Genomic DNA, 25,381 nt, shown 5'->3' with positions numbered 1-25,381 from the left:
AAAGTTTGTTGGGCTAATTAACAGCTTATTTATGTTTAATTAAGCTCAAAAAGAAACTTCATAAGCTTTATAACTTAGGTTTTCTCTTTCTTCTGAAAGATCAATGACGTTAATAACAAAGTTTAATTTAATAGTGCCTTTTGTAGTATGTGATGTATTGCCACGAATGTATTTGCTTATTTTCCCTTTGCCAGAGACACCTAAAACATATTTGTATTGCTCTTTAGGCAGTTTTTTGGAAACCTTAAACGTTTTAAATAAGATACTATCAGTTGATGGATGGGTTAAAATTGACATCTCATTTTTAGAGGAATCTAAGAGCAGATGAATATTATATTCTTTTTCTATTTGAGCATAAGATTGATTATTATAGCTAAAATCGCTATAAGAACGAGTGTTTTTTTCATAATCATGATATGATAAATTATTTACTTAAAACTAAGAACTCGCCAAAGACGAGTGCTTAGTTTGGTTTTAATAAAAGAATTCTTACGATAAGCTGACTAATTCTGTTTTATAAATTACCCATTCACCATCAATTTCCTCTATGTAAATTTTGCTTTTTTGACCGCATAATTTGCCGCATCTATAGTTAACGGTAAAATATCCTCTTTTCAAATTTGTTTCAAAAGTTATATTTGATATATCTATAAATCCACCAAAGTAATATTTATCTTCTAATTTTTTCTTCTCTTTGTTGTACTGATTATTTGATATCAGTTTGTAACTTTTAGTATTTGAAAGGAATGCATCAAAATTAAATTTATATCTCCGTTCATTTTTGTTACTTAAAGTTTTCCCTTTTAAAACTGTTGGTGCTTTAATGGAATCATTAATAACTACTAACATTTTCCTTTGATCCACACCGGATTTTTTAGTTATATCTTTTCCTTTTTTTAAAGAATTTATTTGCTCTGGATTTGGGAAAGTTACTTTTCTGTAATCTTGAACACTGTTTTTGATAAGTTCTTGGAAAATATCGTTAAAGACTAAATTTTGCCTTTCTATTCGATTATCATCTGAGCAATTAGATAGAGCTATAAAGAGAAAGAGGACTAATTTTTTTTTATTCATCACAAATTAAATTATGGTTGTCATTTAAAGGTATATTAGCTAAAGTATTATAATTTGTTAATTCTTCAGTAGTAACAATTTGTGGGTTTGATGCTAAACCAATTGCAGATAAACCTTTCCAACCAAATTTCTTATAATGATCTTCATTATACTGATTTCCATCAATATTTCTTACTGCACTTGTTATATTTCCGACATGAAAATTTGCCATGAAAGTGTTTTTTCATAATCATGATATGATAAATTATTCAAATAAAGCTAAGCGCTCGCCAAAGACGATTGCTTGAGTTGGTATTAACTTATAAAAAAGTATAATATCTAATAAATCCCATATTTAATTTTCAATTTACCATCAGTTGCATTTAAAGGTTCAAATTTAAATTTCATATTTAATCCGCCGTAATAATCCTCCTTAATTTCTAAATCCAAATCTCCCTTTATTTTTTTGTTAATACCTCCAAAAGAAATTAAAACAGTGTCATTTACAAAACCATTAACTTTAAGTATCGAGGTAGTATATGAACTTTTTTTTGCTGCGTATAAAGTTTCCTCGTACTCATGTGAAAAATCAGTTATAACAATTTCACTCTCTTTCTGATGGCATGAAAAAAGTGTGATAATAAAAAAGTAATAGATAAAAAAAGCTTTAGCTTTCATATTAATTTGAATATTTTGAAGCGATGTATTTTACAAAGAAATATTAAAAGTAAACTTAAAAGCAATATTATCTTCTAATTCAGGTAGATGGTAACCGCCATAACGGTAAGCGAAACTAAGACCAAAACCAAAGAGCAATTTGTTGATTTCAAAACCAGATTCTGAGTACAGATGTTTAAGCGTGCCAAATTGAATGCCTTGATGCCTATCAATACTATTCATGTCACCCACTGCATACCTCGAAATTAAGACCAATTGAGGTTTGAACCGATCCGAGATTTTAAAGGCCGGGAAATAATGTTTGAGCTGTAAGGTTGAAAACTTATCGCTAAAAAATTCATTAAAATACATGGTTTCAAAACTGTTTAAACCTGCTACAGAAAACCGTTGTAAAATTGTTTCTTTATTGATGTTGTTTGGATAAGCGTGATATAAATGCGTCAGAGGTGTATCACCTCCAGCCAATCCAGCCACCAATGTTATGTTGGTTATAGCATCATTTTTATGATTAAATTCTTGAACGGTCCTAAAATCAATTTTAGAAAAATTGAAATCACTTCCAAATACTGACTTAAAACCTTGGGTAAGTTGCAAGGTGAATTTTGGATAACCATCTTTAACAGTTACGACTTCATCATCAACAATGTCAAATTCACTAAAAGGACTCCATTGCAAGCTTAATTTGGCTGTGCTTAAATCGAATGTATTAAAACCGCGACCATCCAATAAATAAGTATAGTTATATGTAGGGTTAATTTTGTTAAGTGACAGCTCAGTTTCAGATAATAAATGATTGCTCATACGATGCTCTATGGCAACTGATTTTTTGATATAGCGATGAAACAAATCAATGTTAAGCAAGCGCGGTTCAAAAAAGGTAAAAAAGCGTTTATCAGTCAAGAAAGTAGAGCTGCCAGTTTCTGAGAGGTCATCCGTATAACCAAGATTTAGCCAAGTGTTAGTGCGTTCGTGCAACCTAAAACCACCACTTAATCTATATTTAAATCTGTGGTCCTTAAAACCATATACAACATAAGGATTGAGACGAAACCACTCTGAAAATCTATCATTGGTAATGCCACCGAGACCTGTTCTAAAACCTTCATATTGATTAAACTTTACCAGATAACGTAAGTCCAGATTAAAATAGTTAAATGGTAAATAACCATTGCCAATATTTTTGAGATAAGCACTACGTTTTATGGAATCTTGTGCTGTTTTTATTGAGTCTTTGTCGACAAAGGTAATCTGAGCAAAACTTGTTGTTGCATAGATAAAAATAAAAACAACAAATAGTCGCTTAAGCATAGAGTAGTTAAAGTTTTATTATAAAAAAACATCCCAAATAATTTGGGATGTAAAGTATTGTGAAATGATGATTTAAACTGTCATGATCTCTTTTTCCTTATTCTCCAAAATAGAGTCAATACGTTTAACGTAAGTATCTGTAAGTTCTTGTACGTCTATTTCGGCATTGTTCTGCAAGTCTTCAGAAACATCAGCATTTTTAATATCGTTCATGGCATCTTTACGCGCACTTCTTACGCCTACTTTAGCATCTTCAGCCTCAGCTTTGGCTTGTTTTGCAAGGTTAGTTCTGCGTTCTTCTGTTAATGGTGGGACGTTTATTATAATCATGTCACCATTGTTCATTGGGTTAAAACCTAAGTTGGCATTCATGATACCACGTTCAATTTCTTGAAGCATGCTTTTTTCCCAAGGTTGTACAGATATGGTTCGGCCGTCTGATGTATTTACGTTCGCTACTTGATTAAGTGGTGTTTGGGAACCATAATAATCTACCATTACACTACCCAACATAGCAGGACTGGCCTTGCCAGCTCTAATATTTACCAATTGTTTTTCTAAATGCTTTAATGCGGCATCCATAGCCTCTTTTGCCGTGTCTATTATAAATTTAATGTCTTCGTTCATTGTATTAAAATTTTAATTGAAAGTTATCAAAATTTAAGCCAAAACTTAAAGATTCACTTCTGTCCCAATTGCTTCACCCGAAATCACCTTAAGTAAATTTCCTTTTTTATTCATATCAAAAACAATAATTGGTAGCTTATTCTCTTGACTCAATGTAAATGCCGTAGTATCCATTACTTTAAGACCTTTACGCAAAACATCATCGAAAGTAATATGATCAAACTTAACCGCTGTACTATCTTTTTCTGGGTCGGTATTGTAGATTCCATCTACTCGAGTTCCTTTTAAAATCACATCTGCTTCAATCTCTATAGCACGTAGAACAGCAGCTGAATCTGTTGTAAAATATGGATTACCAGTTCCTCCTCCAAAAATAACCACGCGACCTTTATTAAGATGGCTCATCGCTTTTCTTCTTATAAAAGGCTCAGCAACTTCATTAATTTTTATAGCGGTTTGCAAGCGTGTTTTTACATTGGCATCCTCAAGAGCGTTTTGTAATGCTAAGCCATTAATTACGGTTGCTAACATTCCCATATGATCACCCTGAACTCGGTCCATACCATTCATGGCTCCTGCAACACCTCTAAAAATGTTGCCACCACCAATAACAATCGCGACTTCAACGCCTAACTCTGTAATTTCTTTAATATCTTTAGCATATTCTGCCAAACGATCTGGGTCTATTCCATACTGACGATTTCCCATTAAGGCTTCACCAGATAATTTTAGCAGGATTCTTTTATATTTCATAGTTGTTTTGAAAGTTGAACAAAGCTACGTAAATATTAGCATCTGTAAAAGTGAAAAAAATGCCAAATATAGTTATATGTATTTTTATTTTTTTAAAGTAAAAAACCACTATTCAACTAGAATAGTGGTTTTTATATAAGCGTTACATTTTGAAGAGGATTGGGTTATCCTACAGTTGCACGTTTAAAACCTACAACTTCAACATCTCCATAAGTTTTAACGTACTCAGCAACAGTTTGCTTTTCGTCTTTAATAAACTTCTGATCCAATAGTGCCTTTTCTTGGTCTAACGTTGTGTTGTCAGAAATAAAGCGCTCCATTTTACCTGGTAAAATTCTATCCCAAATTTGTTCTGGTTTACCTTCTGCTTTAAGCTCTTCTTTCATAGCTTTTTCAGCTTCAGCAATTACTTCAGGAGATAATTGAGCCATAGAAATATATTGAGGTACATTTTTCAATGTTTTGCCCAAACGTCCTAATTCGATATTATCTTTTTCGATTACTGCAATACGAGCTTCAGTTTCTGAGGCAACAAATGCTGGATCAAAATCTTTATAAGATAATGTAGTTGCTCCCATTGAAGCTACTTGCATTGCAACATCTTTAACCAATGTTTCAACATTATCTACTTTTGCAGATAAACCTACTAAAGCGGCTATTTTATTAATGTGAACGTACTGTCCTACGTATGGTGCTTCTAATCTTTCAAAAGCAGTGATATCAAGTTTTTCACCGATAACACCAGTTTGCTCAGTTAATTTTTCAGCAACTGTCATTCCTCCGAAATCAGCAGCTAAAAATTCTTCTTTTGTATTGTGATTTAATGCGATATCGGCTAAATCATTTGCCAATGCGACAAAGTTTTCGTTTTTACCAACGAAATCAGTTTCACAACCTAATACAATAGCTACACCAGATGTGTTGTCGTCATTAATTTTAGCAACAGCAGCACCTTCAGAAGAATCTCTATCGGCTCTTTTTTCTGCTACCTTCTGTCCTTTTTTACGTAAAACTTCAATGGCTTTATCAAAATCACCACCAGCTTCTACTAAAGCTTTTTTACAGTCCATCATACCAGCACCAGTAGCTTGTCTTAATTTGTTAACTTCTGCTGCAGTAACTTTTACAGTATTTTCCATAATTTTTCTATTTAAAAAAAAGTCGTATAATTAATTTTCTATAGAGAAAAGAATTAAACGACTTTTAAATGTATTCTAAATGTTATTTATTCTTCTTCTTCAGATGTTGCTACAGCTGCTTTTTTAGCTGCTGGTTTAGCTTTAGCTTCAGCTTTTTTATCATCTGACTTTTTGTTGTCTTTCTTCTTTGTTTCAGATTTTTTAGCTGTTTTTGCTTCTTTGTCTGCTTTTTCAGCTTTTCTTTCGTTTAATCCGTCTGCTACAGCAGATGTTACGATAGATAAAATTTTATCAATAGATTTTGAAGCATCATCGTTTGACGGTATTAGATAATCTACCTCACGTGGATCGGAGTTAGTATCTACCATTGCAAAGATTGGAATATTCAATTTTTGAGCTTCTTTAATGGCGATGTGCTCACGCATTATATCTACTACAAATAAAGCACCTGGCAAACGTGTCATATCAGAGATAGATCCTAAGTTCTTTTCTAACTTAGCACGCAAACGATCTACTTGTAAACGCTCTTTCTTAGATAAAGAATTGAATGTGCCATCCTTCTTCATTCTGTCAATAGAGGCCATTTTTTTAACAGCTTTTCTAATTGTGACGAAGTTAGTTAGCATTCCACCTGGCCAACGCTCAGTAATATAAGGTTGGTTTACAGCACCTGCTTTTTCTGCAACGATGTCTTTAGCTTGTTTCTTTGTTGCAACAAATAAAATTTTCTTTCCTGATGCAGCAATTTTGCTTAATGCTTCAGAAGTTTCCTTAATTTTAGCTGCTGTTTTGTAAAGGTTAATGATATGGATACCGTTACGTTCCATATAAATGTAAGGAGCCATATTTGGGTTCCACTTACGTGTGAGGTGACCGAAGTGTACACCTGCATCGAGTAGTTCTTTTACTTCTACTTTTTCCATGTTTTAATAGTTTACGTTCTGTTAAATTAGCAATGATTAAGTGGTTGCTTTTGCTCGCCTTAACCATTTAGATGCTAAACTTTTAATTCTGAACTCATTTCAGAATCTTTTCAATAAAATAAGATAATTCAGAACTTGATCACTCAAGTTCTGAATTAAATGTTGTTGGATATTAACGTTTAGAGAACTGGAATTTCTTACGCGCTTTCTTCTGTCCGAATTTCTTACGCTCTACCATTCTTGGATCTCTAGTCAATAGACCTTCTGGCTTTAATATCGTTCTGTTTTCAGGATCTAACTCGCACATTGCACGAGAAAGGCCTAAACGTATTGCTTCTGCCTGGCCGGTGATACCACCTCCATATACGTTAACAGTAATATCAAAGTTGCCATCATTGTTAGTCAAGGCTAAAGGTTGGTTTACTTTATACTGAAGTGTTCCAGTAGTAAAGTATTCCGCCATGTCTTTTTTGTTCACCGTGATGTTGCCTTTTCCTTTGGCAACGTACACACGAGCAACAGCCGTCTTTCTACGGCCAATTTTGTGAATTACTTCCATTAGTTAATTTCGTTTAATTTCATTGTCTTTGGTTTTTGAGCTGCGTGAGCGTGCTCTGTACCAGAAACAACAGTTAAATTTCTAAAAAGAGCTGCACCTAATTTATTTTTAGGTAACATTCCTTTTACTGACTTTTCTACTAATCTGGTTGGGTCTTTCTCAAACATTTCAGTAGCAGTCAGACTTTTTTGTCCACCTGGATAACCTGTGTGACGGATATAACTTTTATCTGTCCATTTGTTACCAGTTAAGTTGATTTTTTCTGCATTAACAACTATTACATTGTCACCGCAATCAACGTGTGGCGTAAAATTAGGTTTGTGCTTACCTCTTAAAAGTATTGCTACTCTTGAAGCTAGGCGACCTAAAGTTTGTCCTTCAGCATCAACTAAAACCCACTCCTTATTAACGGTAGCTTTGTTAGCAGAAACTGTTTTGTAGCTTAATGTGTCCACACTAATTTGATTTAATATTACGCTTCACAGCGTAAAAGATTATACATTCCTCTTCCGAAAAAGAGTTTGCAAATTTACGATAAACTATTTGATTACCAAACGTTGTGTAATATATTTTTGGTCTAGAAATCAGTAGTTTTAAAAAGTATTATCCTCTTTAATTTTTTGTAGCACGTTCCAAACGGTCATTAATAGATTTACCTAGTCCGTAATCAGGAAATTTTTCAGCAATAATAAGATCTAAATCTTGTTTATCTAATTGATGCATTGCATCGTAAAGATTGGTTGCTGCTTCTTCTAAGTTGCCGTTTTCAGAAAGTATAATTTGGGAAAAGATATGTCTATCGATTATTTTGTTTTGAAAAGCTAAAACTCCTGTTTTTTGTTTCTTATAATTCTGAAGCGTTTCCGAGATATCTTCGGATAAAATTAACTTGCACTTAGGTGCATAATGTTTTGACAACATGCCAGGAGCGTCAGGTTGATTGTTTTTTCTATTTTTTATTTGAATCTTACCTAACACGTTTTCAATAGCTTCAACAGAGGTTGAGCCTAATCTGTAAATAATTGGTTCATCATTTTCAAAGCCTACAATTGTAGATTCTATACCGCTCCTACAGGCACCACCATCTAAAACCATTTTAATTTTACCACCAAAATAATCCTCAACATGTTGTGCTGTTGTTGGGCTGATACTGCTAAACGGGTTCGCACTTGGAGCAGCTAAAGGAAAGTCTAGTTGGTCTAATAATTCTAGTGTTACAGGATGGTTTGGGATTCTTATTGCAACGGTATCTTTTCCAGCGGTAATTAACTCCGGAATCGTATTTTTCTTTTTTAATACCATCGTTAATGGTCCTGGCCAAAACGCCTCAGCTAGATTATTGGCCTTTTCGGAAATATCTTCAGCAATTGTAGATAAATAATTTACCGAAGAAATGTGAACAATCAGCGGATTGAAAAACGGACGTTGCTTTGTTTCAAAAATTGCTTTAATGGCTTTTTCTGAATAAATATTCCCAGCAAGACCATATACGGTCTCAGTGGGAATTGCTACAATTTCTTCTTCATTTAAAAGTGAAACAGCTTTAGAAATATCTTTTGAAATAATGCTCATTATATAAATGATAATTGCAAAATTACTTCAAAATCATTTAGCTTTAAGAATTCAGTCGTTTATTTTTCTTTTCCTGTTTCTGATTGTAAAGAGCAACACCAAGAATTACCATTTCTATTCCTAAAATGGCAAGTTTGGCTTTTTTACTTTTTGTAAATACGGTTGAAAGTCCTAATAGTTTTGTAATGATCATATTTTTATTTTATCAATTAATTATTAGGCGTTATCTCTTGGTTGATGAATCTCTCTGCGCTCTTTCTGTTGATGATTAATATCTCTACCATCAACTTCTTTCTTATTTATTGCAGTTTCGGCAATACTTGTTTCGTTATTTTCTTCTTTGTCGTTTTTTTTATCGTTTGTTCCCATGATATTTTAAATTTTGGTTTCACTTACAATTTAGGGCTAATCACTAATAATGTTTTGCTTAAAACAAAAAATGGTTGACTTATTTAAAAATCAACCATTATATATTTTAATGATTTTTGAAATCAATGCGCTTCCAACCAATTGTCACCAATATCCAAATCTACATCTAAAGGAACTGATAATTTATAAGCATTTTCCATTTCAGATTTTATAAGCTTTTTCATGTCTTCGAGTTCTGGTTTGTATATGTCAAAAACCAATTCATCATGGACCTGCAGCAGCATTTTAGATTTATAGTTACTGGATTTAAGTTTGTTAAAAATATTAATCATTGCGATTTTAATAATATCCGCAGCACTACCTTGTATTGGTGCGTTTACGGCATTTCGCTCAGCGGCACCACGTACCACAGCGTTTCTGGAATTAATATCTTTCAAATAGCGGCGACGACCCAAAACCGTTTGTACATAACCATTATCACGGGCAAAATCTACTTGCTCATGGATGAAGTTTCGTAGTTTTGGATAGGTTTGGTAGTATGTGTCAATGAGTTCCTTGGATTCTCCACGAGACAAGTCCGTTTGGTTACTTAGACCAAATGCCGAAACACCATAAATTATTCCAAAGTTTACAGTCTTTGCATTGCTACGTTGTTCACGAGTAACCTCAATAATAGGAACATTAAAAACTTTTGAAGCTGTTGAAGCGTGAATATCCTCACCATTTTGAAATGCTTCTATCATGGTTTCTTCTTCGCTTAATGCGGCAATGATTCTCAATTCAATTTGAGAATAATCCGCAGCTAATAATGTATAATCTTCATTTCTTGGCACAAACGCTTTTCTCACTTGACGACCACGCTCCGTTCTTATTGGGATGTTCTGTAAATTTGGATTGTTACTACTTAAACGGCCTGTCGCAGCAACGGTTTGCATATAGTCTGTGTGAACGCGACCTGTGCTTTCTTCAACTTGCAAAGGCAACGCATCAACATAAGTGCTTTTCAATTTTGCAAGTCCACGATAATCCAAAACTTGTTGAATAATCTCGTGGTCTTTGGCTAAATAACTTAACACATCTTCAGCTGTAGAATATTGACCGGTTTTGGTCTTTTTGGGCTTATCGACCAATTTCATTTTTTCAAATAAAATTACGCCTAACTGCTTTGGTGAAGCAATGTTAAATTCTTCTTCAGCAGCTTCGTAAATGCTTTTTTCAAGTTTAGCAATATCATTATTCAATTCTTCAGAAAGTGAGTTCAGAAAGTCTTTATCTAAGTTAATGCCTTCCAATTCCATATCTGCTAATACTCGCAATAATGGAATTTCCATCTCATCAAACAGTTTTTGTGTATTGGCTTCGCCGAGTTCTTTTTCAAAATGCTTTTTAAGTTGAAGAGTGATGTCTGCATCCTCAACCGCATATTCGGTTTGCTTTTCTAAATCCACATCTCGCATTGAAAGTTGATTTTTTCCTTTTTTGCCAATGAGTTCCGTGATGGAAACAGGTGTGTAGTTGAGGTATGTCTCTGCCAAAACATCCATATTGTGACGCATGTCTGGATTAATGAGGTAATGCGCCAACATGGTATCAAAGAGTTTACCTCGGACTTCAATATTGTATTTGGCTAAAACCTTGATGTCATATTTTAAATTCTGACCGATCTTCTCGATGTCTTCACTTTCAAAAAATGGTCTAAGAATTTCGATTAATTCTTGAGCTTCATTTTTATCCTCAGGAAAAGGAACATAAAAACCTTTGCCAGCTTCCCACGAAAAGGCGATTCCGACCAATTCGGCTGTTATTGGATTTAAGCCGGTCGTTTCCGTATCAAAACAAACCGAAGTTTGGTTCATCAAGTTTTTAAGAAATAATTTCGTTGCCATGCCTGACGCTACACTTTGGTAAAAATGTGAGGTGTTGGCTATGGTTTTTCTTTCAAATTCTGAAGCATTCTCTGGGTCTTTGTCACTGACCGTAGCCGAAGTGCCGAATAATGAGAATTGACCTGCACCTGCTGACTTCTTTTCTTTTAATGAAGCCGTCGGTTTTGGCTTTTCGGTTTTTGAAGTTGAATTTGATACCGATTCATCCTGAGGTGCAAACGTCTTTAAAAAATTATCGAGAAGTCTTCTAAATTCCAATTCCTGAAATATTTCTTTTACTTTTTCAACATCTGGATGGTCGAGTTCAAAATCCTTGGCATTGAATTCAACCGGAACATCAAGCATTATTGTAGCCAGTTTTTTTGAGAGTAAGCCAAGTTCTTTATTGGCTTCAATTTTTTCCTTCATTTTGCCTTTCAGCTGGTCAGTGTTTTCTAACAAACCTTCCATGCTGGCAAATTGCTTAATGAACTTTTTAGCTGTTTTTTCACCTACACCAGGCAGGCCTGGAATATTATCAGATGAATCTCCCATCATGCCCAAAAAATCAATGACCTGCATTGGCGTTTCCACCTCAAATTTTTTCTGAACCTCGGGAATTCCCCATGTTTCATAACCACCACCAAAAACTGGTCGGTACATAAAAATATTATCGGTAACCAATTGTGCAAAATCCTTGTCTGGTGTTACCATAAAGGTCTTATAACCTTCTTTCTCAGCTTGTCTGGAAAGTGTTCCAATAACATCATCTGCTTCAAAACCTTCTTTCACCATAATTGGAATATGCATTGCCTCTAGGATGTTGCAAATATGTGGAATTGCAGAAGTAATACCTTCTGGTGTCTCATCTCTATTTGCTTTATATTCCTCAAACATCTCAACACGGTCAACACTCCCTCCTTTATCAAAACAAACTGCTAAATGGTCTGGTCGCTCACGTTTAATGACATCTAGTAATGAGTTCATAAAACCCATAATAGCTGAGGTATCTTGGCCTTTAGAATTGATTCTAGGATTTTTGATAAAAGCGTAGTAACCGCGGAAAATAAGTGCGTAAGCATCGACAAGAAAGAGACGTTTTTGGTCTGACATGAATATTAGTTTTGAAGTTTATAAAACTACGAAACTTAAAATTCGAAATGAAGAAAGTGATTTTAAAATATAGAATAAAAAAAGCCGAAACAGACGTTTCGGCTTTTTATGATTAATAGCACATTAATTTTATTAGCAAAGCTTTACGGTTTTTACTTTAATATGTAAACTCTTACGGTAAGCCTTGATACTTATGATTTCGTTACTTTTCTTGTGGTTTAATTTTAAAACTTTCGCTTTCGTTTCAGCAGATATAGTAGCTTTTTTAGCTTCTGGCTGTTCTGTCTTTACAGTTTCAACTAAGTTAGTGTCATTTGTCGCAACTGTGGCTTCCTGAGCAAAACCTGCTAGAGAGAACGTTAAGAATGCGATAATGATTAAACCTTTTTTCATAATTGAAGCATATTTGTTTTAACTTCGAGTCAAAGAAACGGCGGATATTTAATGTGAATGAAATTTTTAGATGAAACAAGCCGATAATTAGATAAGTGACATCGGTTGGTAAAAAACATCGATGAAATACACAAAATGGATTGTCAGCCCAATAAAACCGTTGTTTTTAAATGTAAATAAGAGATGTAAATGTCTGAAATACATGTACATAACAATACTATCGATGAAATGCTATCAACACTTCAGCCAAACAGTCACAACAAATTATGGACTATATAGAAAATACATATAAAGAACTGTTTTTAAAACAACAGTCCAATCTTATAACGGTTGGGAAAACTAGTTACGATGAAAGAATAAAAATCTTAAACCGACTTAAAAAAGCAATTGAGGTCACTTACAGAAACGACATTCATAAAGCTTTAAAAGATGATTTGGGTAAGCCTAAATTAGAATCAGAGCTCACAGAAATCTATGCCATATTAGGTGATATAAAACACACCAAAACCTGTTTGCACAAATGGATGCGAAATCAAAAAGTGAGTACTCCTGTATCAATGTTGGGTTCAAGTTCATATATAAAATACGAGTCTAAAGGGGTTTGTCTAATAATTTCTCCTTGGAATTTCCCTTTCAACTTAACCTTTGGACCTTTGGTTTCGGCAATAGCGGCAGGAAATACCGCAATCATAAAACCTTCGGAAATGACGCCAAATTCCTCTGCTCTCATGGCAAAAATTGTGTCTGACGTTTTTAAAGATGATGAAGTAGCTCTAGTAGAAGGTGAAGTTGAGACGTCTACGGAACTATTGAAACTACCATTTAACCATATCTTTTTTACGGGTTCTCCCAAAGTTGGTAAAATAGTGATGGAAGCTGCATCAAAACATCTTACTTCAGTGACTTTAGAGCTTGGAGGAAAATCACCCACTGTAATCGACAAAACAGCAAATATCGACAAAGCAGCGAAAAAAATAATGTGGGGAAAATTCCTTAATGCCGGTCAGATTTGTATTTGCCCTGATTATGTGTTGATTGATCAATCGATAAAGTCAGAATTTATTCAAGCTTGTAAAAAATGGTTGCAACATTTCTTTCAAAATAATCCAAAAGACTCAAATTCCTATGGCAGAATTGTAACCGACAACCATTTTGAAAGGTTGAATAGCTATCTTGAAAATGCTCAAAAACTGAATGCTAAATTTGAAGTTGGAGGAAAGAGTGATGCCAGTTCAAAATATATTGAACCTACTATCATTTCAGATTTAAAACCTGAAGCAGCGCTTTTGGAAGAAGAAATTTTTGGCCCAATTTTACCTATTGTCACTTATGAGAGTTTGGATATGGCAATTAGTTATATCAATTCTAAAGAGCGACCGTTGGCTTTATATATTTTTAGCAAGAGTAAATCGAATACAGACAAAATCATAAATAATACAAGAGCAGGTGGAACTTGTATTAATAATACAATTATCCAATATACCAATCATAATTTACCTTTTGGTGGTATTAATAATAGTGGTATCGGTAAAAGTCACGGATTTTATGGATTTGAAGCTTTCAGCAATAAACGTGCAGTAATCAAGCAACATACATTTGGTGTAACAGAATTATTGTTTCCACCTTATACCGATTTTAAAGAGAAGTTGGCTCGGTTGACTATTAAATGGTTTTAAGCTTTGTTGTAAAAATCCACCTTTACATTTTTATTAGTACTATCTTCATAATTCATATAGGTAAAGCCTTCATGAATACAATAGGCACCAACATTACCTGCTTTATCCATGGCAATATAGGCGATTTGAAAGTCTTTATACCTATCGTTTTTAGATACAATTCGTTTAACAGCTTCCTCGCAAGCTTCTTGCGGACTCATACCATTTCGCATTAATTCGACAATCAGAAAACTGCCAACTGTTTTCATAACTTCTTCACCCATTCCTGTGGCAACTGCACCACCAATTTCGTTATCGATAAACAAACCCGAACCGATTATTGGCGAATCCCCAACACGACCTTTCATTTTATAGGATAAACCAGATGTTGTGCATGCTCCAGCAATATCTCCATCTTTATCGATGCAAAGCATTCCTATGGTATCGTGGTTTTCAATGTTGATTATGGGTTTATATTCTGGTGATTTTTTCCATTCTTCCCAGGCTTTTTTTGAATCTTCCGTGAGTAGGTTTTCTTTTTCAAAACCTTGAGAATAGGCAAATTCTTCAGCACCTTCTCCTGCTAACATAACGTGGGGTGTGTCTTCCATTACCTTTTTTGCCAATAAGGCTACATTTGTAATATTCTCAACACAAACTACTGCTCCGCAATCTCCATCGCTATCCATAACACATGCATCTAGTGTCACGTTACCTTCACGGTCGGGCGCACCCCCTTTGCCAACCGTTGTATTTTTGAGATTTTCTTCTTCGACTTCCACTCCTGCAATGGCAGCGTCTAAGGCTTTGGCGCCTTTTGCGAGTTCTTCACCAGCTTTGGCGTTGGCACGTACAAATCCCCAAGTGCAAATGGCTTTTGGAAGTGTGTTTTTAGTTGAAATCATATGATTAGACTTTTCAGTTTTATTTTCTTTACAATTTAAGGCTGAAGCACCAACAGCCAATCCAATGCCTGTTAATGAAGTATTTTTTATGAATTTACGTCGTTTCATCGAAAAGTTGATTGTACGTTTCCGCGAAGGCGGAAATCCTAAATTAATATTCCACTCCTTGTTTATCCAAAACCGTTTTAGTCCTAAACGCATAAAACAACAAATAAATAAAACAGCCTACAGCAATCCAATACGATGATTGAATCGTAAACACATCAGCCAATTTCCCTTGTACAGGCGGAATGATAGCTCCACCGAGAATCATCATAATTAAAAACGCCGAACCTTGAGACGTATATTTTCCGAGACCTGCAATACTCAAGGTAAAGATACAAGGCCACATAATTGAACAGAATAATCCTCCAGATAAAAAGGCGAAGAGTGCAACATTTCCAGATGAAAATAATCCAATAAGCATAGCAATGACACCTAATAAACTGAATACTTTGAGTGTTTGTACGGGATTGTCTTTTGCGATAAAAAATCCAGCAATCTGAACAGCAATGCAGATGGCGAAGAATAGAATTTCTTTACTGGAAAATTCATTGCCAGCGATGTAATTTACGGCAAGAATAACTCCGAATGCTACATAAGGTACCAAAATCAGCAATACTTTTTTCAAACCTTTACTTGGGTTAAAAACGGTTATGGCACCAACCCAACGGCCAATCATCAATCCGCCCCAATACATAGAAATATAAATACCGAGTTGCGAATCGTTCAATACAGGCAAACCTAATAAATTTGAACCTGTTCCATCAACATCTTGTTTTAAGAGTTCGCCCAAATTACTGCCTATGGTCACTTCCACACCAACGTACATAAAAATCGCGAGCATGCCCAACACCAATTGCGGATATTTCATGGCTCCCCAACCTTCAGGATTTTTTGAGGCACTGGAATTCGCCACAAAAACAGCTACAATTACGGCAAAAAGGGCTATAAACAATACAATTAATCGTGTGTTTTCTAAGGATTCCGAAGCAATTTCACCACCAGAATACGTACTGAAAATATAGCCAAAACAACCAATAATAACCACGGTTAAAAGCACCAGTAAATTTCGTGCTTTATTGGCTGGTTCAAAAACTGTTTCCGATTTGAGGGATGGTAATTTTTTTGAGAAGTAAAATAGGGCTGCTGCAACCAAAAACAATGCACCTACACCTAAATAAAGGGTTTGTACGGTTACTAATGAAATTTCGTTATTGGAAATCATAGATGCTAATTCATCTGTACTCCATGAGGCGGAACCGAATATCACCAAGCTTACCACGATGGGTCCAATGGTTGTTCCAAATGAGTTGATGCCTCCAGCTAAATTCAATCGATGTGACCCTGTTTTAGGGTCTCCTAGGGCAATGGCGAAGGGATTGGCTGCGGTTTGTTGCAATGAAAAACCCAATGCGACTATAAAATAAGCTATAAGTACTAAATAAAAAACACTTGTTTGACCCTGTTCAGCACCTGCTGTTGCAGGATACATGACGAATGCACCAATCGCTGATAACAGCAGACCATAAATAATTCCATTTTTGTAGCCCCAATTATTCATAATATCTTTTTTAATAGAACCAGACATTATAAATAGTAGTAGCGCTCCAATGTAATAAGCTCCATAAAACGCAAAATCCACCAATTGTGATTGAAATTGGTCTATGTTAAAATAGGTTTTACAAAAAGGAATAAATACGCCGTTTGATGCTGCTATAAATCCCCAAAAAAAGAAAACCGTGCATAAAGTCGCTAAGGCAGATTTGTTGTTTTGATTACTCATTTTATTAGTTGTTAGTTAGTTTAATTAATCGAAATTTCATCCACAAAAATCCAGCTTCTCCCATCCATTGGGTAACCCAAATGCCATTCGGGTAGCTCGCCTAATTTCTTGGCAATGATTTTTACGTATTTATATTCTGTTTTTGGAATTTTAAATTCTACAGTTTTAATTTCAAGTTCGCTATTACGTTTTGAAGCATCAATCTTTTGGGTTGATAGAGCGGAATAATTTTTACCGTCTTTTGAAACCAGACATTGCACTTCAGTAGGATAAAATATCCATGCGCCTTGGTCTTGTAGAAAGTTAACACTAACAGTAGAGATTTCTTTTTGAGAACCTAAATCCACAGTCGCCACCAAATCGGTATCATGATAACCTTGCCAGCTACCAGTTCTATAATTCTTCGTACTTCTAATCCCATCAATCAGTGCATCATTTCCGCCAGCGGAATACTGATTGGCAAACTCACTTTCTAAAGTAATGCTGAGGTTTGGGTCTATCTTATAAAATGGAGTTGTTAAGATCGGACTTTTTAAATCTCCCTTTTCTGAATACAACTTTACTTTTGCATCTTCTGAAATTTTAAAAGGTTCTTTATAAATTTCGAAATCTGCACCATTAACAGCATAGTAAATTTTTGCATCTTTTTCTGAAGTATTCAAAACCACTTCAGTTTCACCTCTAAAGGTAATATCTCCTTTTTCAATATATGGCGTAGGTAAGATGAGATGTTCGATAATTTCCGTTTTTGGCTCTTGGCCTTCTCGGCTTCCCCAAACTGCTGGATTGTCCGTCATTTTAAATTCCAATGTACCACCAGAAGCAATGTCATCGTGTGTTATAAAAGTAACGTCTAAATCCTTTCCATTTAGTTTTACGTATTCAACATACTTGTTTGTATCACTTACATTTTTGGCGATAATATTAAATTGTTTTCCATTTTCTAAATTAATAGTTGCTTTTTCAAACAAAGGTGTCCCGATAATGTATTCATTACTTCCAGGTGTTACCGAATAAAATCCCATTGAACTCAATACGTACCAAGCACTCATCTGCCCACAGTCTTCATTTCCAGAAACTCCATCAGGATCATTTTTATACAATTCAGTTAAAATCTGATGGACTTTTTCTTGAGTTTTATGTGGTTTATTCACAAAATTATAGAGGTAAGCCATATGATGACTAGGCTCATTTCCATGGGCATATTGCCCAATCAAACCTGTAATATCAGACTGGTCTCTACCCGAAGTTTCTGTCTTTGCCGAAAATAACTCGTCTAATTGTGCTTCCAATTGGTCTTTACCACCAAGCAAATCTATAAATCCTGAAACATCTTGTGGCACATAAAAACTGTACTGCCATGAATTGGCTTCAGTATAGTTAAAGTTGACTTCGTAAGGGTCAAAAGGTGCAAACCAGGTGTTCCTAAAACGACCTCGCATAAATTTCGTCTCTGGGTCAAACACATTTTTGTAATACTGCGCTCGTTGAATGTAGTTTTTATAATCTTCAGTTTTGCCCATATCTTTTGCCATTTGCGCAATGGTCCAATCGTCATAGGCATATTCCAAGGTTTTGGAAACGGATTCGCTTTCCTCGTCCACGGGAATAAAGCCATATTCTTTATAAGCTTCCAGCCCGAATTTATCTCGTGTTGCCGAATGTTTCATCGCCTCAAAAGCTTTGTCAATATCATAATTTCGAATACCCTTTAAATATGCATCTGCCACAACAGGAACAGCGTGATAACCAATCATACAATCCGTGTAATTTCCCGCCAAATCCCACATTGGCATAATGCCACCTTCATCATATTTTGCTAAAAACGTGTTGATGAAATGATTTGTTCTTTCTTGTTCAATAATCGTATAAAGCGGATGTGCAGCTCTGTAAGTGTCCCAAAGTGAGAATACCGTGTAATAATCAAAATCAGCATTATGAATTTCTAGGTCCATACCTCTATAGCGGCCATCCACATCTTGATAGCGATTTGGTGCAAGCATTGTATGGTATAATGCCGTGTAAAAGTTAGTTTTCTTATTCAATTCATCGCTTTCAATGACTATTTTTTCAAGCTGGGTTTCCCAATAGTCTTGAGCTTCTTTTTTAACGGTTTCAAAATCTTTGTTTCCGATTTCAGCTTCTAAATTTTCACGAGCACCTTTCTCGTCAACGGCTGAAATTCCTGTTTTTACAAGAATGGGTTCGTTATTGGGATTTTCAAAAAGTAGTACGGCTTTTTTACTTTCGAACTTATAATTTTTAGAAATAGCTGTGCCATCGTTGTCCTCGTAAACAATGTCTTTAATAGGATGCGAAAACTTAATATGGTAAAATAAACGCTGGTCTTTAGCCCAAGCCGAAGAATGTCTGAGGCCATTGATTTCATAGTCATTCAACTTGTTGATTTTATGGTCCAGAACCTTATCACGATGGTCCAAATCTAAAACCACATATTGATTTTCAACAGATGGAAATTGGTATTTATGAATGCCACTTCGCAAAGAAACCGTCAGTTCCACATCAATATTTGTCGAATCTAAATGCACTTTGTAATAGCCAGGTTCGGCAGTTTCATTCTCGTGAGAAAAGTACGCACGATACCCTTTTTTACCATCTGCACCATTATTAAAATTGGTTTCGTTGGTTGGCATCAACAACACATCACCATAATCGCTAATTCCTGTTCCGCTAAGATGTGTATGCGAAAAACCGTAAATATATTCGTCTGAATAATGATAGCCAGAGCATCCATCCCAACCTTCTAATCGTGTATCTGGACTCAGTTGCATCATCCCAAAAGGCAGCGTTGCACCAGGATACGTGTGGCCGTGACCACCAGTTCCGATGAATGTGTTGACGTAATTTATAAGTGGCTGGTCTTTTTCGGCAGGTGGAATTTCTGTTTTTTCTTCGCAACTAAAAAAGAGAGCGATGACAAGGAAAGCCGAAATAAGTTTAGGATTCTTCAAAAGATTGCTAATTTTAATGCAACTAATATACTAAAATGCATTTCAAGAAAATCGCCTTCATTTTACTTTTATCAAAGTTCATTTTTGGTTGTGTTGAATATGAAGTTGAAACAGCCAACGCATTACTAATTCCTGCGCCTGTAAATCAAGAATTTAGAGATGGTCAGTTTGTGTTATCATCTGAAACCACCATACATTTTGAAGATGAATTTAGTATTGCCGGAAATTTTCTTTCGGAATTTCTAAAACCAGGATTGAAAAGAGCAAAGGGAGTCGAAAACAGAATTAATTTTGTTAAGGATTCCGCCATTTCAAATCCTGAAGGCTATAGGATTGAAGTCAACCCAATACATATAGAAATCAGTGCTGCCACTGCTCAAGGCGCATTTTATGCAGTACAAAGTTTGAGGCAATTATTACCTGCCGAATTTGAAACAGGTAAATTTAAAGGGAAAGACATCGCTATATCAGCAACTATAATAAGGGATTATCCACAATTTCAATATAGAGGCATGCACTTGGATGTGTCTCGCCATATGTTTTCGGTAGAGTTCATTAAAAAATATATCGATGCCTTGGCTATGTTAAAAATGAACACCTTTCACTGGCACCTAACAGACGACCAAGGCTGGCGAATTGAGATTAAAAAATATCCAAAATTACAGGAAATTTCGGCTTATAGAGATGAAACGCTGATAGGTCATTATAGCGATCAACCACATCAATTTGATGGTAAGCGATATGGTGGATTTTACACTCAAGATGAAATTAAGGCTATTGTCGCTTATGCTAAAAAACGCTTTGTAACGGTAATCCCAGAAATTGAAATGCCAGGCCATGCACAAGCTGCTATTGCAGCTTATCCTGAGTTAGGCTGTACAGGTGAGCAAATTGAAGTTGCCACAAAATGGGGCGTTTTTGAGGATATTTATTGTCCGAATGAAAAGACGTTCACTTTTCTGGAAGACGTTTTAGATGAGGTTTTAGAATTGTTTCCAAGTACATACATTCATATTGGCGGCGACGAAGCACCAAAAACACGATGGAAAAATTGTGAGCACTGCCAAGCCTTAATTGAAACAGAAGGCCTAAAAGACGAACACGAATTGCAAAGTTATTTTATTACAAAAATGGAAAGCTTTTTGAATTCTAAAGGCCGACAAATCATCGGTTGGGATGAAATTCTAGAAGGTGGTCTTGCACCAAATGCCACGGTAATGTCTTGGAGAGGAATTAGTGGAGCAGTAGAAGCAGCAAAGGCTGGGCATAATGTTGTCATGACACCAACTTCGCACTGTTATTTCGATTATTACCAATCTGAAAATGAGGATGAACCTTTGGCCATTGGTGGCTTTTTGCCATTGGAAAAAGTGTATGGATTTAATCCCATTCCGGAAGAATTAACAGTAGAAGAATCAAAGTATGTATTGGGAGCCCAAGGCAATGTTTGGACAGAATATATGCCAACCGAAGACCAAGTGGAGTATATGGCTTTCCCAAGAATGCTTGCTATGAGCGAAGTTGTTTGGTCAAAACCCGAAAACAAAAACTACGAGGATTTTGTAGCACGATTAGAAAAGTTTCACAACCGATTGGACGCGTTGGATATCAATTATGCCAATCATTTATATAAGATTGACAGTTATATGGTTTCAAAAAATGATAGTGTTTTTTATGAACTTAAAACCTTAACTAAGGGCAAAACCATTCGTTATACTTTGGATGGTAGTGTGCCTGATTTAAATTCCAAAATTTATAAATCCCAATTACCAATTTTTGAAAGCACAACGATTAAAGCAGCAGTTTTTAAGGAGAATAAACAACTCGGAAAAACATTCACTCAAAGCATTAATTTTCATAAAGCTGTTGGAGCAAAAATCGCTATTGACAAAGCACCGCATAAAGCGTATTCTGGCAGTGGATCAGAAGGGTTGATTAACGGCATTAGGGGTAGTGATTCCCGTTATGGTGATAAAGAATGGTTGGGATTTTGGGGAGAGGATATTGAGATTACGATTGATTTGGGTGAGGAAAAGGAAATCAATTCCATTGAAACACGGTTTTATAACGGAAATGGGCAGTGGATTTATGCGCCTTTAGAAGTCGAAATCGAAGTTGAAGAAGAAATCGAAAAAATTAAGCTTCAAACTAATGATAAGAACATAGTTGAATTCAAACTTAAAAAAGAGCTGAAAGGAAAAACCATAAAATTGAGAATCCCAAACTACGGCACCATCCCAGAAGGAAAACAAGGTGCTGGCAATAAAGCTTGGACATTTATTGATGAGATAATTGTGAATTGATACGTCAGTTCGAGTGCCACGCCAAAAGCGTGGTGTATCGAGAACATTTAGAATTGCTTCTCGATACAATTCCGATAAAATCGAAATCACTCGAAGTGGCGAGACGATTGTCATTCCTGCGAAGGCAGGAATCCACTTTGAAATTGAAAATAATTAGATTCCTGCCTGCGCAGGAATGACAGTAACTATGAAACTAGAAATCTGCGCCAACTCATATCAATCGGCAAAAAATGCTCAACAAGCTGGAGCGCATCGCATAGAATTATGTCAGGAATTGAGTGTTGGAGGAATCACACCATCTTATGGATTATTAAAACAAGTCATAGATAATATAAACATTCCAGTATTAGTATTGATCCGGCCAAGAGGAGGAAACTTTGTGTATTCCAATGATGAATTTGAAATCATGAAGCATGATATTGAGATATGCAAAGAATTAGGTTGCGCCGGAATCGTGTCAGGTGTTTTAAAAGACGATAACAGTATAGATATTAAGAGAACAAAAGAATTGGTTGAACTATCTAAGCCATTGGATTTTACATTTCATCGTGCGTTCGATGAGGTTAAAAACCCAAGAGAAGCTTTAGAGCAACTCATTAGAATGGCAGTTAAAAGAATATTGACTTCTGGTCAGCAATCTACTGCTGAAGAAGGACTGGAATTGCTAAAGGAACTCAACGGAATCGCAAACGGAAGAATCACAATATTAGCAGGAGGAGGTGTAAATTCTGAAAATGCAATTAAATTTAAACAAGCTGGTTTAAAGGAAATTCATGCGTCAGCTTCAACGACAATAGAACAAGAAAATTCCATGTTTTCTAAACATTTAACCGTTTCGGACCCTCAAAAAATAAAAGCCATTTTAGATGCGATATAGTTTTCTATTTTTAATATTGGTTTGTTTTAGTTGTCAGCCTAATCATGATGTTCCTGTTACAATTGAGCTTAATGATAATTGGCAATTCAAAAAAACGACAGATTCGGTATGGCGCTCTGCAACCGTTCCTGGGAATGTGTTTTCAGATTTATTAGATCACGACCTTATTGAAGACCCATTCATTGGCAATAACGAAGAAAAAGTGCAGTGGGTTTCCGAAGCCGATTGGGAATACAAAACCACATTTTCTATTAACGAGGAAACCCTTCAAAAGAAAAATATAGCACTCAATTTTGGAGGTCTCGACACCTATGCTTCGGTGTTTTTGAATGATAGTTTAATTCTTAAAGCTAATAATGCCTTTAGAGCTTGGGACATAGATGTTAAATCGCTTCTTAAAGAAGACAATGAAATTCGAATCCTGTTTGATCATACTTCAAAATATGAAGAAACAGAAAAAGCAAAATTACCGTATGGGCTACCCGAAGGCAATCGCATTTTTACCCGAAAAGCACAGTTTCAGTACGGTTGGGATTGGGGACCGAAACTGAATACTAGCGGAATTTGGAGACCGATTAAATTGGTGGGTTGGAATGATTTTAGAATTGCAGATATCTATGTGAAACAAACCTCATTGAATAGTTCAAACTCTAACCTTTTAGCAGATATCAAAAAAATATCTAGTGTCGAATTAGATAAAAATCTCACATATATTATTTATGTAAACGGTATTAAAAACAAATCTTCAAGTGAAATATTTAAAGGTTACACTTGGGCTACAAATTTTCAAATCAAAAATCCAAAACGCTGGTGGCCACACAATCTTGGTAAACCATATTTATATGACATTAAACTAGTCGTCAAAGAAGGAGATAAAATCCTAGATAGCATATCGGTAAAAAAAGGATTGAGAACTATTGAGCTAATAACTGAAAAAGACAGCATAGGTGAATCCTTTTATTTCAAAGTCAATGATGTGCCAGTGTTTGCCAAAGGTGCGAATTACATTCCGCAACACAGTTTTCAAAATAAGGTCAAGGACGACGATTATGAGAAATTGTTGAGTGATGTCGTGGATGCCAATATGAATATGCTCAGGGTTTGGGGAGGAGGCATTTATGAAAATGATGTGTTTTATGACTTATGTGACGAAAAGGGCATCCTCGTTTGGCAAGATTTTATGTTTGCATGTGCCATGTATCTTGGTGATGATGACTTTTTAGGGAATGTGCAGCAAGAAGCAATTGACAATGTCAAAAGACTAAGAAACCACGCTTCAATTGCACTTTGGTGTGGCAATAACGAAAACTCAGAAGGTTGGCATCGTTGGGGCTGGCAAGCTGGTAGAAGTGAAGCCGAAAAAGAAGAGATTTGGAACAACTATTTAAAGGTCTTTGATTCTATTCTACCAAATACGGTTTCGCAATTAACCGATACGGATTATTGGGAAAGCTCGCCTAAATACGGCAGAGGAAATCCAAAATACAAAACCGAAGGTGATGCACACGATTGGTGGATTTGGCACGATGGCTATCCTTTTGAGCATCTCGAAGAAAACGTTCCTCGTTTTATGAGCGAGTTTGGGTTTCAGTCGTTTCCGAGTTATGAAACGATACGATATATTAATCAAAGTGATTCGATTGAAATAAGTTCTGAAGGTTTTAAAAACCATCAAAAACATTCCAGAGGATTTCAAATTATAGAAGACTATATGCAACGCGATTTTCCAGTTCCTGAAAATCCTGAGGATTATGTTTACGTGAGTCAGCTGTTGCAAGCTTACGGCATCACAAAAGGTATTGAAGCGCAACGTAGAGCAAAGCCTTATAATATGGGAACACTATATTGGCAACTCAACGATTGCTGGCCAGCAGTATCATGGAGTAGTATTGATTTTTTAGGCCATTGGAAAGCGTTACATTACAAAGCTAAACGTAGTTTTGAGAATGTTTTGATTTCTTCAAAAGTTGAAAATAATACTTTGAAAACATGGATTGTAAATGATGATTTAGAATCAAAACAAGGAACACTTTCACTACAATTATTGGATTTTAATGGTAACGTGATTTGGGAAGATTCAAAAGAAGTTACGGCAAATCCCACTTCAAGCGAAATAATGTATCAACTTGATTTAAATACGGTTCAAATCAACAAAAGCGAAACGGTCTTAATTTCAAATTTCAATAATCAATCTTCCAGATTCTACTTTGTAAAACCAAAGGACTTAAAACTGAAACAAGGAGAAATTCAAAAGAAAGTCACCAAAACTGATGATGGTTTTAATATAGAATTTTCAAGTAAAACCCTTCAAAAAGATGTGTTTCTTTTCACAACAACAAATGGTCGTTTTTCGGATAATTTTTTCGACTTGTTGCCTAACCAATCAAAAGCTATTGAATTTTATACAGAAATTAAGGATTCGGTTAATTTTAGAATCAAGAGCATTAACAATTTAATAAGATAGTTTGTAGTTTCGTTCACTAAATTTGCAC

The 25,381-nt window shown here is 35.3% G+C and carries 23 protein-coding genes; 4 read left to right on the top strand and 19 right to left on the bottom strand.

Annotated features, from left to right (window positions below; translation table 11 throughout):
• Nucleotides 1–45: 45 nt before the first annotated feature.
• The 16 genes from HM983_RS05135 to HM983_RS05060 all read right to left on the bottom strand — a co-directional run bounded on the left by HM983_RS05135 (nt 46) and on the right by HM983_RS05060 (nt 12,352).
• Nucleotides 46–297 carry a hypothetical protein gene (locus tag HM983_RS05135; RefSeq protein WP_179344326.1) on the bottom strand — a complete coding sequence of 84 codons (252 nt, stop codon included), beginning with the start codon at nt 295–297 and terminating at the stop codon, nt 46–48.
• 192 nt (nt 298–489) lie between these two features.
• Entirely contained in the window at nt 490–1,074 is a 585-nt protein-coding gene (locus HM983_RS05130) for a hypothetical protein (RefSeq protein WP_179344325.1), read from the bottom strand.
• Nucleotides 1,067–1,285: a hypothetical protein gene (locus HM983_RS05125; RefSeq protein ID WP_179344324.1), complete on the bottom strand. Its 219-nt coding sequence runs from the start codon at nt 1,283–1,285 to the stop codon at nt 1,067–1,069. The genes HM983_RS05130 and HM983_RS05125 overlap by 8 nt, the downstream gene beginning before the upstream one ends.
• Before the next feature lie 107 nt (nt 1,286–1,392).
• Nucleotides 1,393–1,731 carry a hypothetical protein gene (locus HM983_RS05120; RefSeq protein ID WP_179344323.1) on the bottom strand — a complete coding sequence of 113 codons (339 nt, stop codon included), beginning with the start codon at nt 1,729–1,731 and terminating at the stop codon, nt 1,393–1,395.
• A gap of 30 nt (nt 1,732–1,761) precedes the next feature.
• Nucleotides 1,762–3,039, bottom strand: a complete 1,278-nt coding sequence (locus tag HM983_RS05115; protein ID WP_179344322.1) for a DUF5686 family protein — start codon at nt 3,037–3,039, stop codon at nt 1,762–1,764.
• Nucleotides 3,040–3,111: 72 nt separating this feature from the next.
• The gene (gene frr / locus HM983_RS05110; protein ID WP_179344321.1) at nt 3,112–3,666 is read right to left on the bottom strand and encodes a ribosome recycling factor; all 555 of its coding nucleotides are present in this window, start codon (nt 3,664–3,666) and stop codon (nt 3,112–3,114) included.
• Nucleotides 3,667–3,711: 45 nt separating this feature from the next.
• Nucleotides 3,712–4,419, bottom strand: coding sequence for a UMP kinase (pyrH, locus tag HM983_RS05105; RefSeq protein ID WP_179344320.1), 708 nt, complete (start codon nt 4,417–4,419; stop codon nt 3,712–3,714).
• 164 nt (nt 4,420–4,583) lie between these two features.
• Complete coding sequence (gene tsf / locus HM983_RS05100; RefSeq protein ID WP_179344319.1) at nt 4,584–5,558, bottom strand: translation elongation factor Ts; 975 nt, start codon at nt 5,556–5,558, stop codon at nt 4,584–4,586.
• A gap of 86 nt (nt 5,559–5,644) precedes the next feature.
• The gene (gene rpsB / locus HM983_RS05095) at nt 5,645–6,481 is read right to left on the bottom strand and encodes a 30S ribosomal protein S2 (RefSeq protein WP_179344318.1); all 837 of its coding nucleotides are present in this window, start codon (nt 6,479–6,481) and stop codon (nt 5,645–5,647) included.
• A gap of 172 nt (nt 6,482–6,653) precedes the next feature.
• Nucleotides 6,654–7,040 (bottom strand): 30S ribosomal protein S9, encoded by a 387-nt coding sequence (gene rpsI, locus HM983_RS05090; RefSeq protein WP_179344317.1) that lies wholly within the window; start codon nt 7,038–7,040, stop codon nt 6,654–6,656.
• The gene (rplM, locus tag HM983_RS05085) at nt 7,040–7,495 is read right to left on the bottom strand and encodes a 50S ribosomal protein L13 (RefSeq protein ID WP_179344316.1); all 456 of its coding nucleotides are present in this window, start codon (nt 7,493–7,495) and stop codon (nt 7,040–7,042) included. The genes rpsI and rplM overlap by 1 nt, the downstream gene beginning before the upstream one ends.
• Before the next feature lie 157 nt (nt 7,496–7,652).
• A complete protein-coding gene (locus tag HM983_RS05080; RefSeq protein WP_179344315.1) occupies nt 7,653–8,612 on the bottom strand; it encodes an L-threonylcarbamoyladenylate synthase in 960 nt (319 codons plus the stop codon).
• A 43-nt stretch (nt 8,613–8,655) separates the two neighbouring features.
• The gene (locus tag HM983_RS05075) at nt 8,656–8,805 is read right to left on the bottom strand and encodes a hypothetical protein (RefSeq protein ID WP_179344314.1); all 150 of its coding nucleotides are present in this window, start codon (nt 8,803–8,805) and stop codon (nt 8,656–8,658) included.
• Between the two features lie 23 nt (nt 8,806–8,828).
• Nucleotides 8,829–8,981, bottom strand: a complete 153-nt coding sequence (locus HM983_RS05070) for a hypothetical protein (protein ID WP_179344313.1) — start codon at nt 8,979–8,981, stop codon at nt 8,829–8,831.
• A 122-nt stretch (nt 8,982–9,103) separates the two neighbouring features.
• A complete protein-coding gene (gene polA, locus HM983_RS05065; RefSeq protein ID WP_179344312.1) occupies nt 9,104–11,959 on the bottom strand; it encodes a DNA polymerase I in 2,856 nt (951 codons plus the stop codon).
• Between the two features lie 132 nt (nt 11,960–12,091).
• The gene (locus HM983_RS05060) at nt 12,092–12,352 is read right to left on the bottom strand and encodes a hypothetical protein (RefSeq protein WP_179344311.1); all 261 of its coding nucleotides are present in this window, start codon (nt 12,350–12,352) and stop codon (nt 12,092–12,094) included.
• Nucleotides 12,353–12,618: 266 nt separating this feature from the next.
• On the opposite strand from HM983_RS05060, the gene HM983_RS05055 reads away from it, so the two are divergent.
• Entirely contained in the window at nt 12,619–14,028 is a 1,410-nt protein-coding gene (locus HM983_RS05055; RefSeq protein ID WP_179344310.1) for an aldehyde dehydrogenase family protein, read from the top strand.
• Here the strand turns inward: HM983_RS05055 and HM983_RS05050 are convergent.
• The 3 genes from HM983_RS05050 to HM983_RS05040 are packed head-to-tail and all read right to left on the bottom strand — an operon-like array spanning nt 14,025 to nt 19,709.
• On the bottom strand, nt 14,025–15,020 hold the full coding sequence (locus tag HM983_RS05050) for an isoaspartyl peptidase/L-asparaginase family protein (protein ID WP_179344309.1): 996 nt from the start codon (nt 15,018–15,020) through the stop codon (nt 14,025–14,027). The two genes, HM983_RS05055 and HM983_RS05050, sit on opposite strands and share 4 nt — an antisense overlap.
• Nucleotides 15,021–15,063: 43 nt before the next feature.
• Complete coding sequence (locus tag HM983_RS05045) at nt 15,064–16,737, bottom strand: MFS transporter (RefSeq protein ID WP_179344308.1); 1,674 nt, start codon at nt 16,735–16,737, stop codon at nt 15,064–15,066.
• 20 nt (nt 16,738–16,757) lie between these two features.
• Entirely contained in the window at nt 16,758–19,709 is a 2,952-nt protein-coding gene (locus HM983_RS05040; protein WP_218841820.1) for a GH92 family glycosyl hydrolase, read from the bottom strand.
• A gap of 35 nt (nt 19,710–19,744) precedes the next feature.
• Here HM983_RS05040 and HM983_RS05035 point away from each other — a divergent pair, with 35 nt between their 5' ends.
• The 3 genes from HM983_RS05035 (at nt 19,745) to HM983_RS05025 (ending at nt 25,353) form a co-directional block, all read left to right on the top strand.
• Nucleotides 19,745–22,012 (top strand): beta-N-acetylhexosaminidase, encoded by a 2,268-nt coding sequence (locus tag HM983_RS05035; protein ID WP_179344307.1) that lies wholly within the window; start codon nt 19,745–19,747, stop codon nt 22,010–22,012.
• 187 nt (nt 22,013–22,199) lie between these two features.
• Nucleotides 22,200–22,889 carry a copper homeostasis protein CutC gene (locus HM983_RS05030; RefSeq protein ID WP_179344306.1) on the top strand — a complete coding sequence of 230 codons (690 nt, stop codon included), beginning with the start codon at nt 22,200–22,202 and terminating at the stop codon, nt 22,887–22,889.
• The gene (locus HM983_RS05025) at nt 22,879–25,353 is read left to right on the top strand and encodes a beta-mannosidase (protein WP_179344305.1); all 2,475 of its coding nucleotides are present in this window, start codon (nt 22,879–22,881) and stop codon (nt 25,351–25,353) included. The genes HM983_RS05030 and HM983_RS05025 overlap by 11 nt, the downstream gene beginning before the upstream one ends.
• Nucleotides 25,354–25,381: the final 28 nt, after the last annotated feature.

It is taken from the genome of Winogradskyella ursingii (assembly GCF_013403975.1).
GTDB lineage: Bacteria > Bacteroidota > Bacteroidia > Flavobacteriales > Flavobacteriaceae > Winogradskyella > Winogradskyella ursingii.
Note: the sequence above shows the minus strand (reverse complement) of the source record. Positions and strands in the feature narration are given on the sequence as shown.

Excerpts from the sequence above, each read along its gene's own strand:
- HM983_RS05135 (WP_179344326.1), bottom strand. The coding sequence starts at position 297 with ATGTCAATTTTAACCCATCCATCAACTGATAGTATCTTATTTAAAACG.
- HM983_RS05130 (WP_179344325.1), bottom strand. The coding sequence starts at position 1,074 with ATGAATAAAAAAAAATTAGTCCTCTTTCTCTTTATAGCTCTATCTAAT.
- HM983_RS05125 (WP_179344324.1), bottom strand. The coding sequence starts at position 1,285 with ATGGCAAATTTTCATGTCGGAAATATAACAAGTGCAGTAAGAAATATT.
- HM983_RS05120 (WP_179344323.1), bottom strand. The coding sequence starts at position 1,731 with ATGAAAGCTAAAGCTTTTTTTATCTATTACTTTTTTATTATCACACTT.
- HM983_RS05115 (WP_179344322.1), bottom strand. The coding sequence starts at position 3,039 with ATGCTTAAGCGACTATTTGTTGTTTTTATTTTTATCTATGCAACAACA.
- frr (WP_179344321.1), bottom strand. The coding sequence starts at position 3,666 with ATGAACGAAGACATTAAATTTATAATAGACACGGCAAAAGAGGCTATG.
- pyrH (WP_179344320.1), bottom strand. The coding sequence starts at position 4,419 with ATGAAATATAAAAGAATCCTGCTAAAATTATCTGGTGAAGCCTTAATG.
- tsf (WP_179344319.1), bottom strand. The coding sequence starts at position 5,558 with ATGGAAAATACTGTAAAAGTTACTGCAGCAGAAGTTAACAAATTAAGA.
- rpsB (WP_179344318.1), bottom strand. The coding sequence starts at position 6,481 with ATGGAAAAAGTAGAAGTAAAAGAACTACTCGATGCAGGTGTACACTTC.
- rpsI (WP_179344317.1), bottom strand. The coding sequence starts at position 7,040 with ATGGAAGTAATTCACAAAATTGGCCGTAGAAAGACGGCTGTTGCTCGT.
- HM983_RS05080 (WP_179344315.1), bottom strand. The coding sequence starts at position 8,612 with ATGAGCATTATTTCAAAAGATATTTCTAAAGCTGTTTCACTTTTAAAT.
- HM983_RS05075 (WP_179344314.1), bottom strand. The coding sequence starts at position 8,805 with ATGATCATTACAAAACTATTAGGACTTTCAACCGTATTTACAAAAAGT.
- HM983_RS05070 (WP_179344313.1), bottom strand. The coding sequence starts at position 8,981 with ATGGGAACAAACGATAAAAAAAACGACAAAGAAGAAAATAACGAAACA.
- polA (WP_179344312.1), bottom strand. The coding sequence starts at position 11,959 with ATGTCAGACCAAAAACGTCTCTTTCTTGTCGATGCTTACGCACTTATT.
- HM983_RS05060 (WP_179344311.1), bottom strand. The coding sequence starts at position 12,352 with ATGAAAAAAGGTTTAATCATTATCGCATTCTTAACGTTCTCTCTAGCA.
- HM983_RS05055 (WP_179344310.1), top strand. The coding sequence starts at position 12,619 with ATGGACTATATAGAAAATACATATAAAGAACTGTTTTTAAAACAACAG.
- HM983_RS05050 (WP_179344309.1), bottom strand. The coding sequence starts at position 15,020 with ATGAAACGACGTAAATTCATAAAAAATACTTCATTAACAGGCATTGGA.
- HM983_RS05045 (WP_179344308.1), bottom strand. The coding sequence starts at position 16,737 with ATGAGTAATCAAAACAACAAATCTGCCTTAGCGACTTTATGCACGGTT.
- HM983_RS05035 (WP_179344307.1), top strand. The coding sequence starts at position 19,745 with ATGCATTTCAAGAAAATCGCCTTCATTTTACTTTTATCAAAGTTCATT.
- HM983_RS05030 (WP_179344306.1), top strand. The coding sequence starts at position 22,200 with ATGAAACTAGAAATCTGCGCCAACTCATATCAATCGGCAAAAAATGCT.
- HM983_RS05025 (WP_179344305.1), top strand. The coding sequence starts at position 22,879 with ATGCGATATAGTTTTCTATTTTTAATATTGGTTTGTTTTAGTTGTCAG.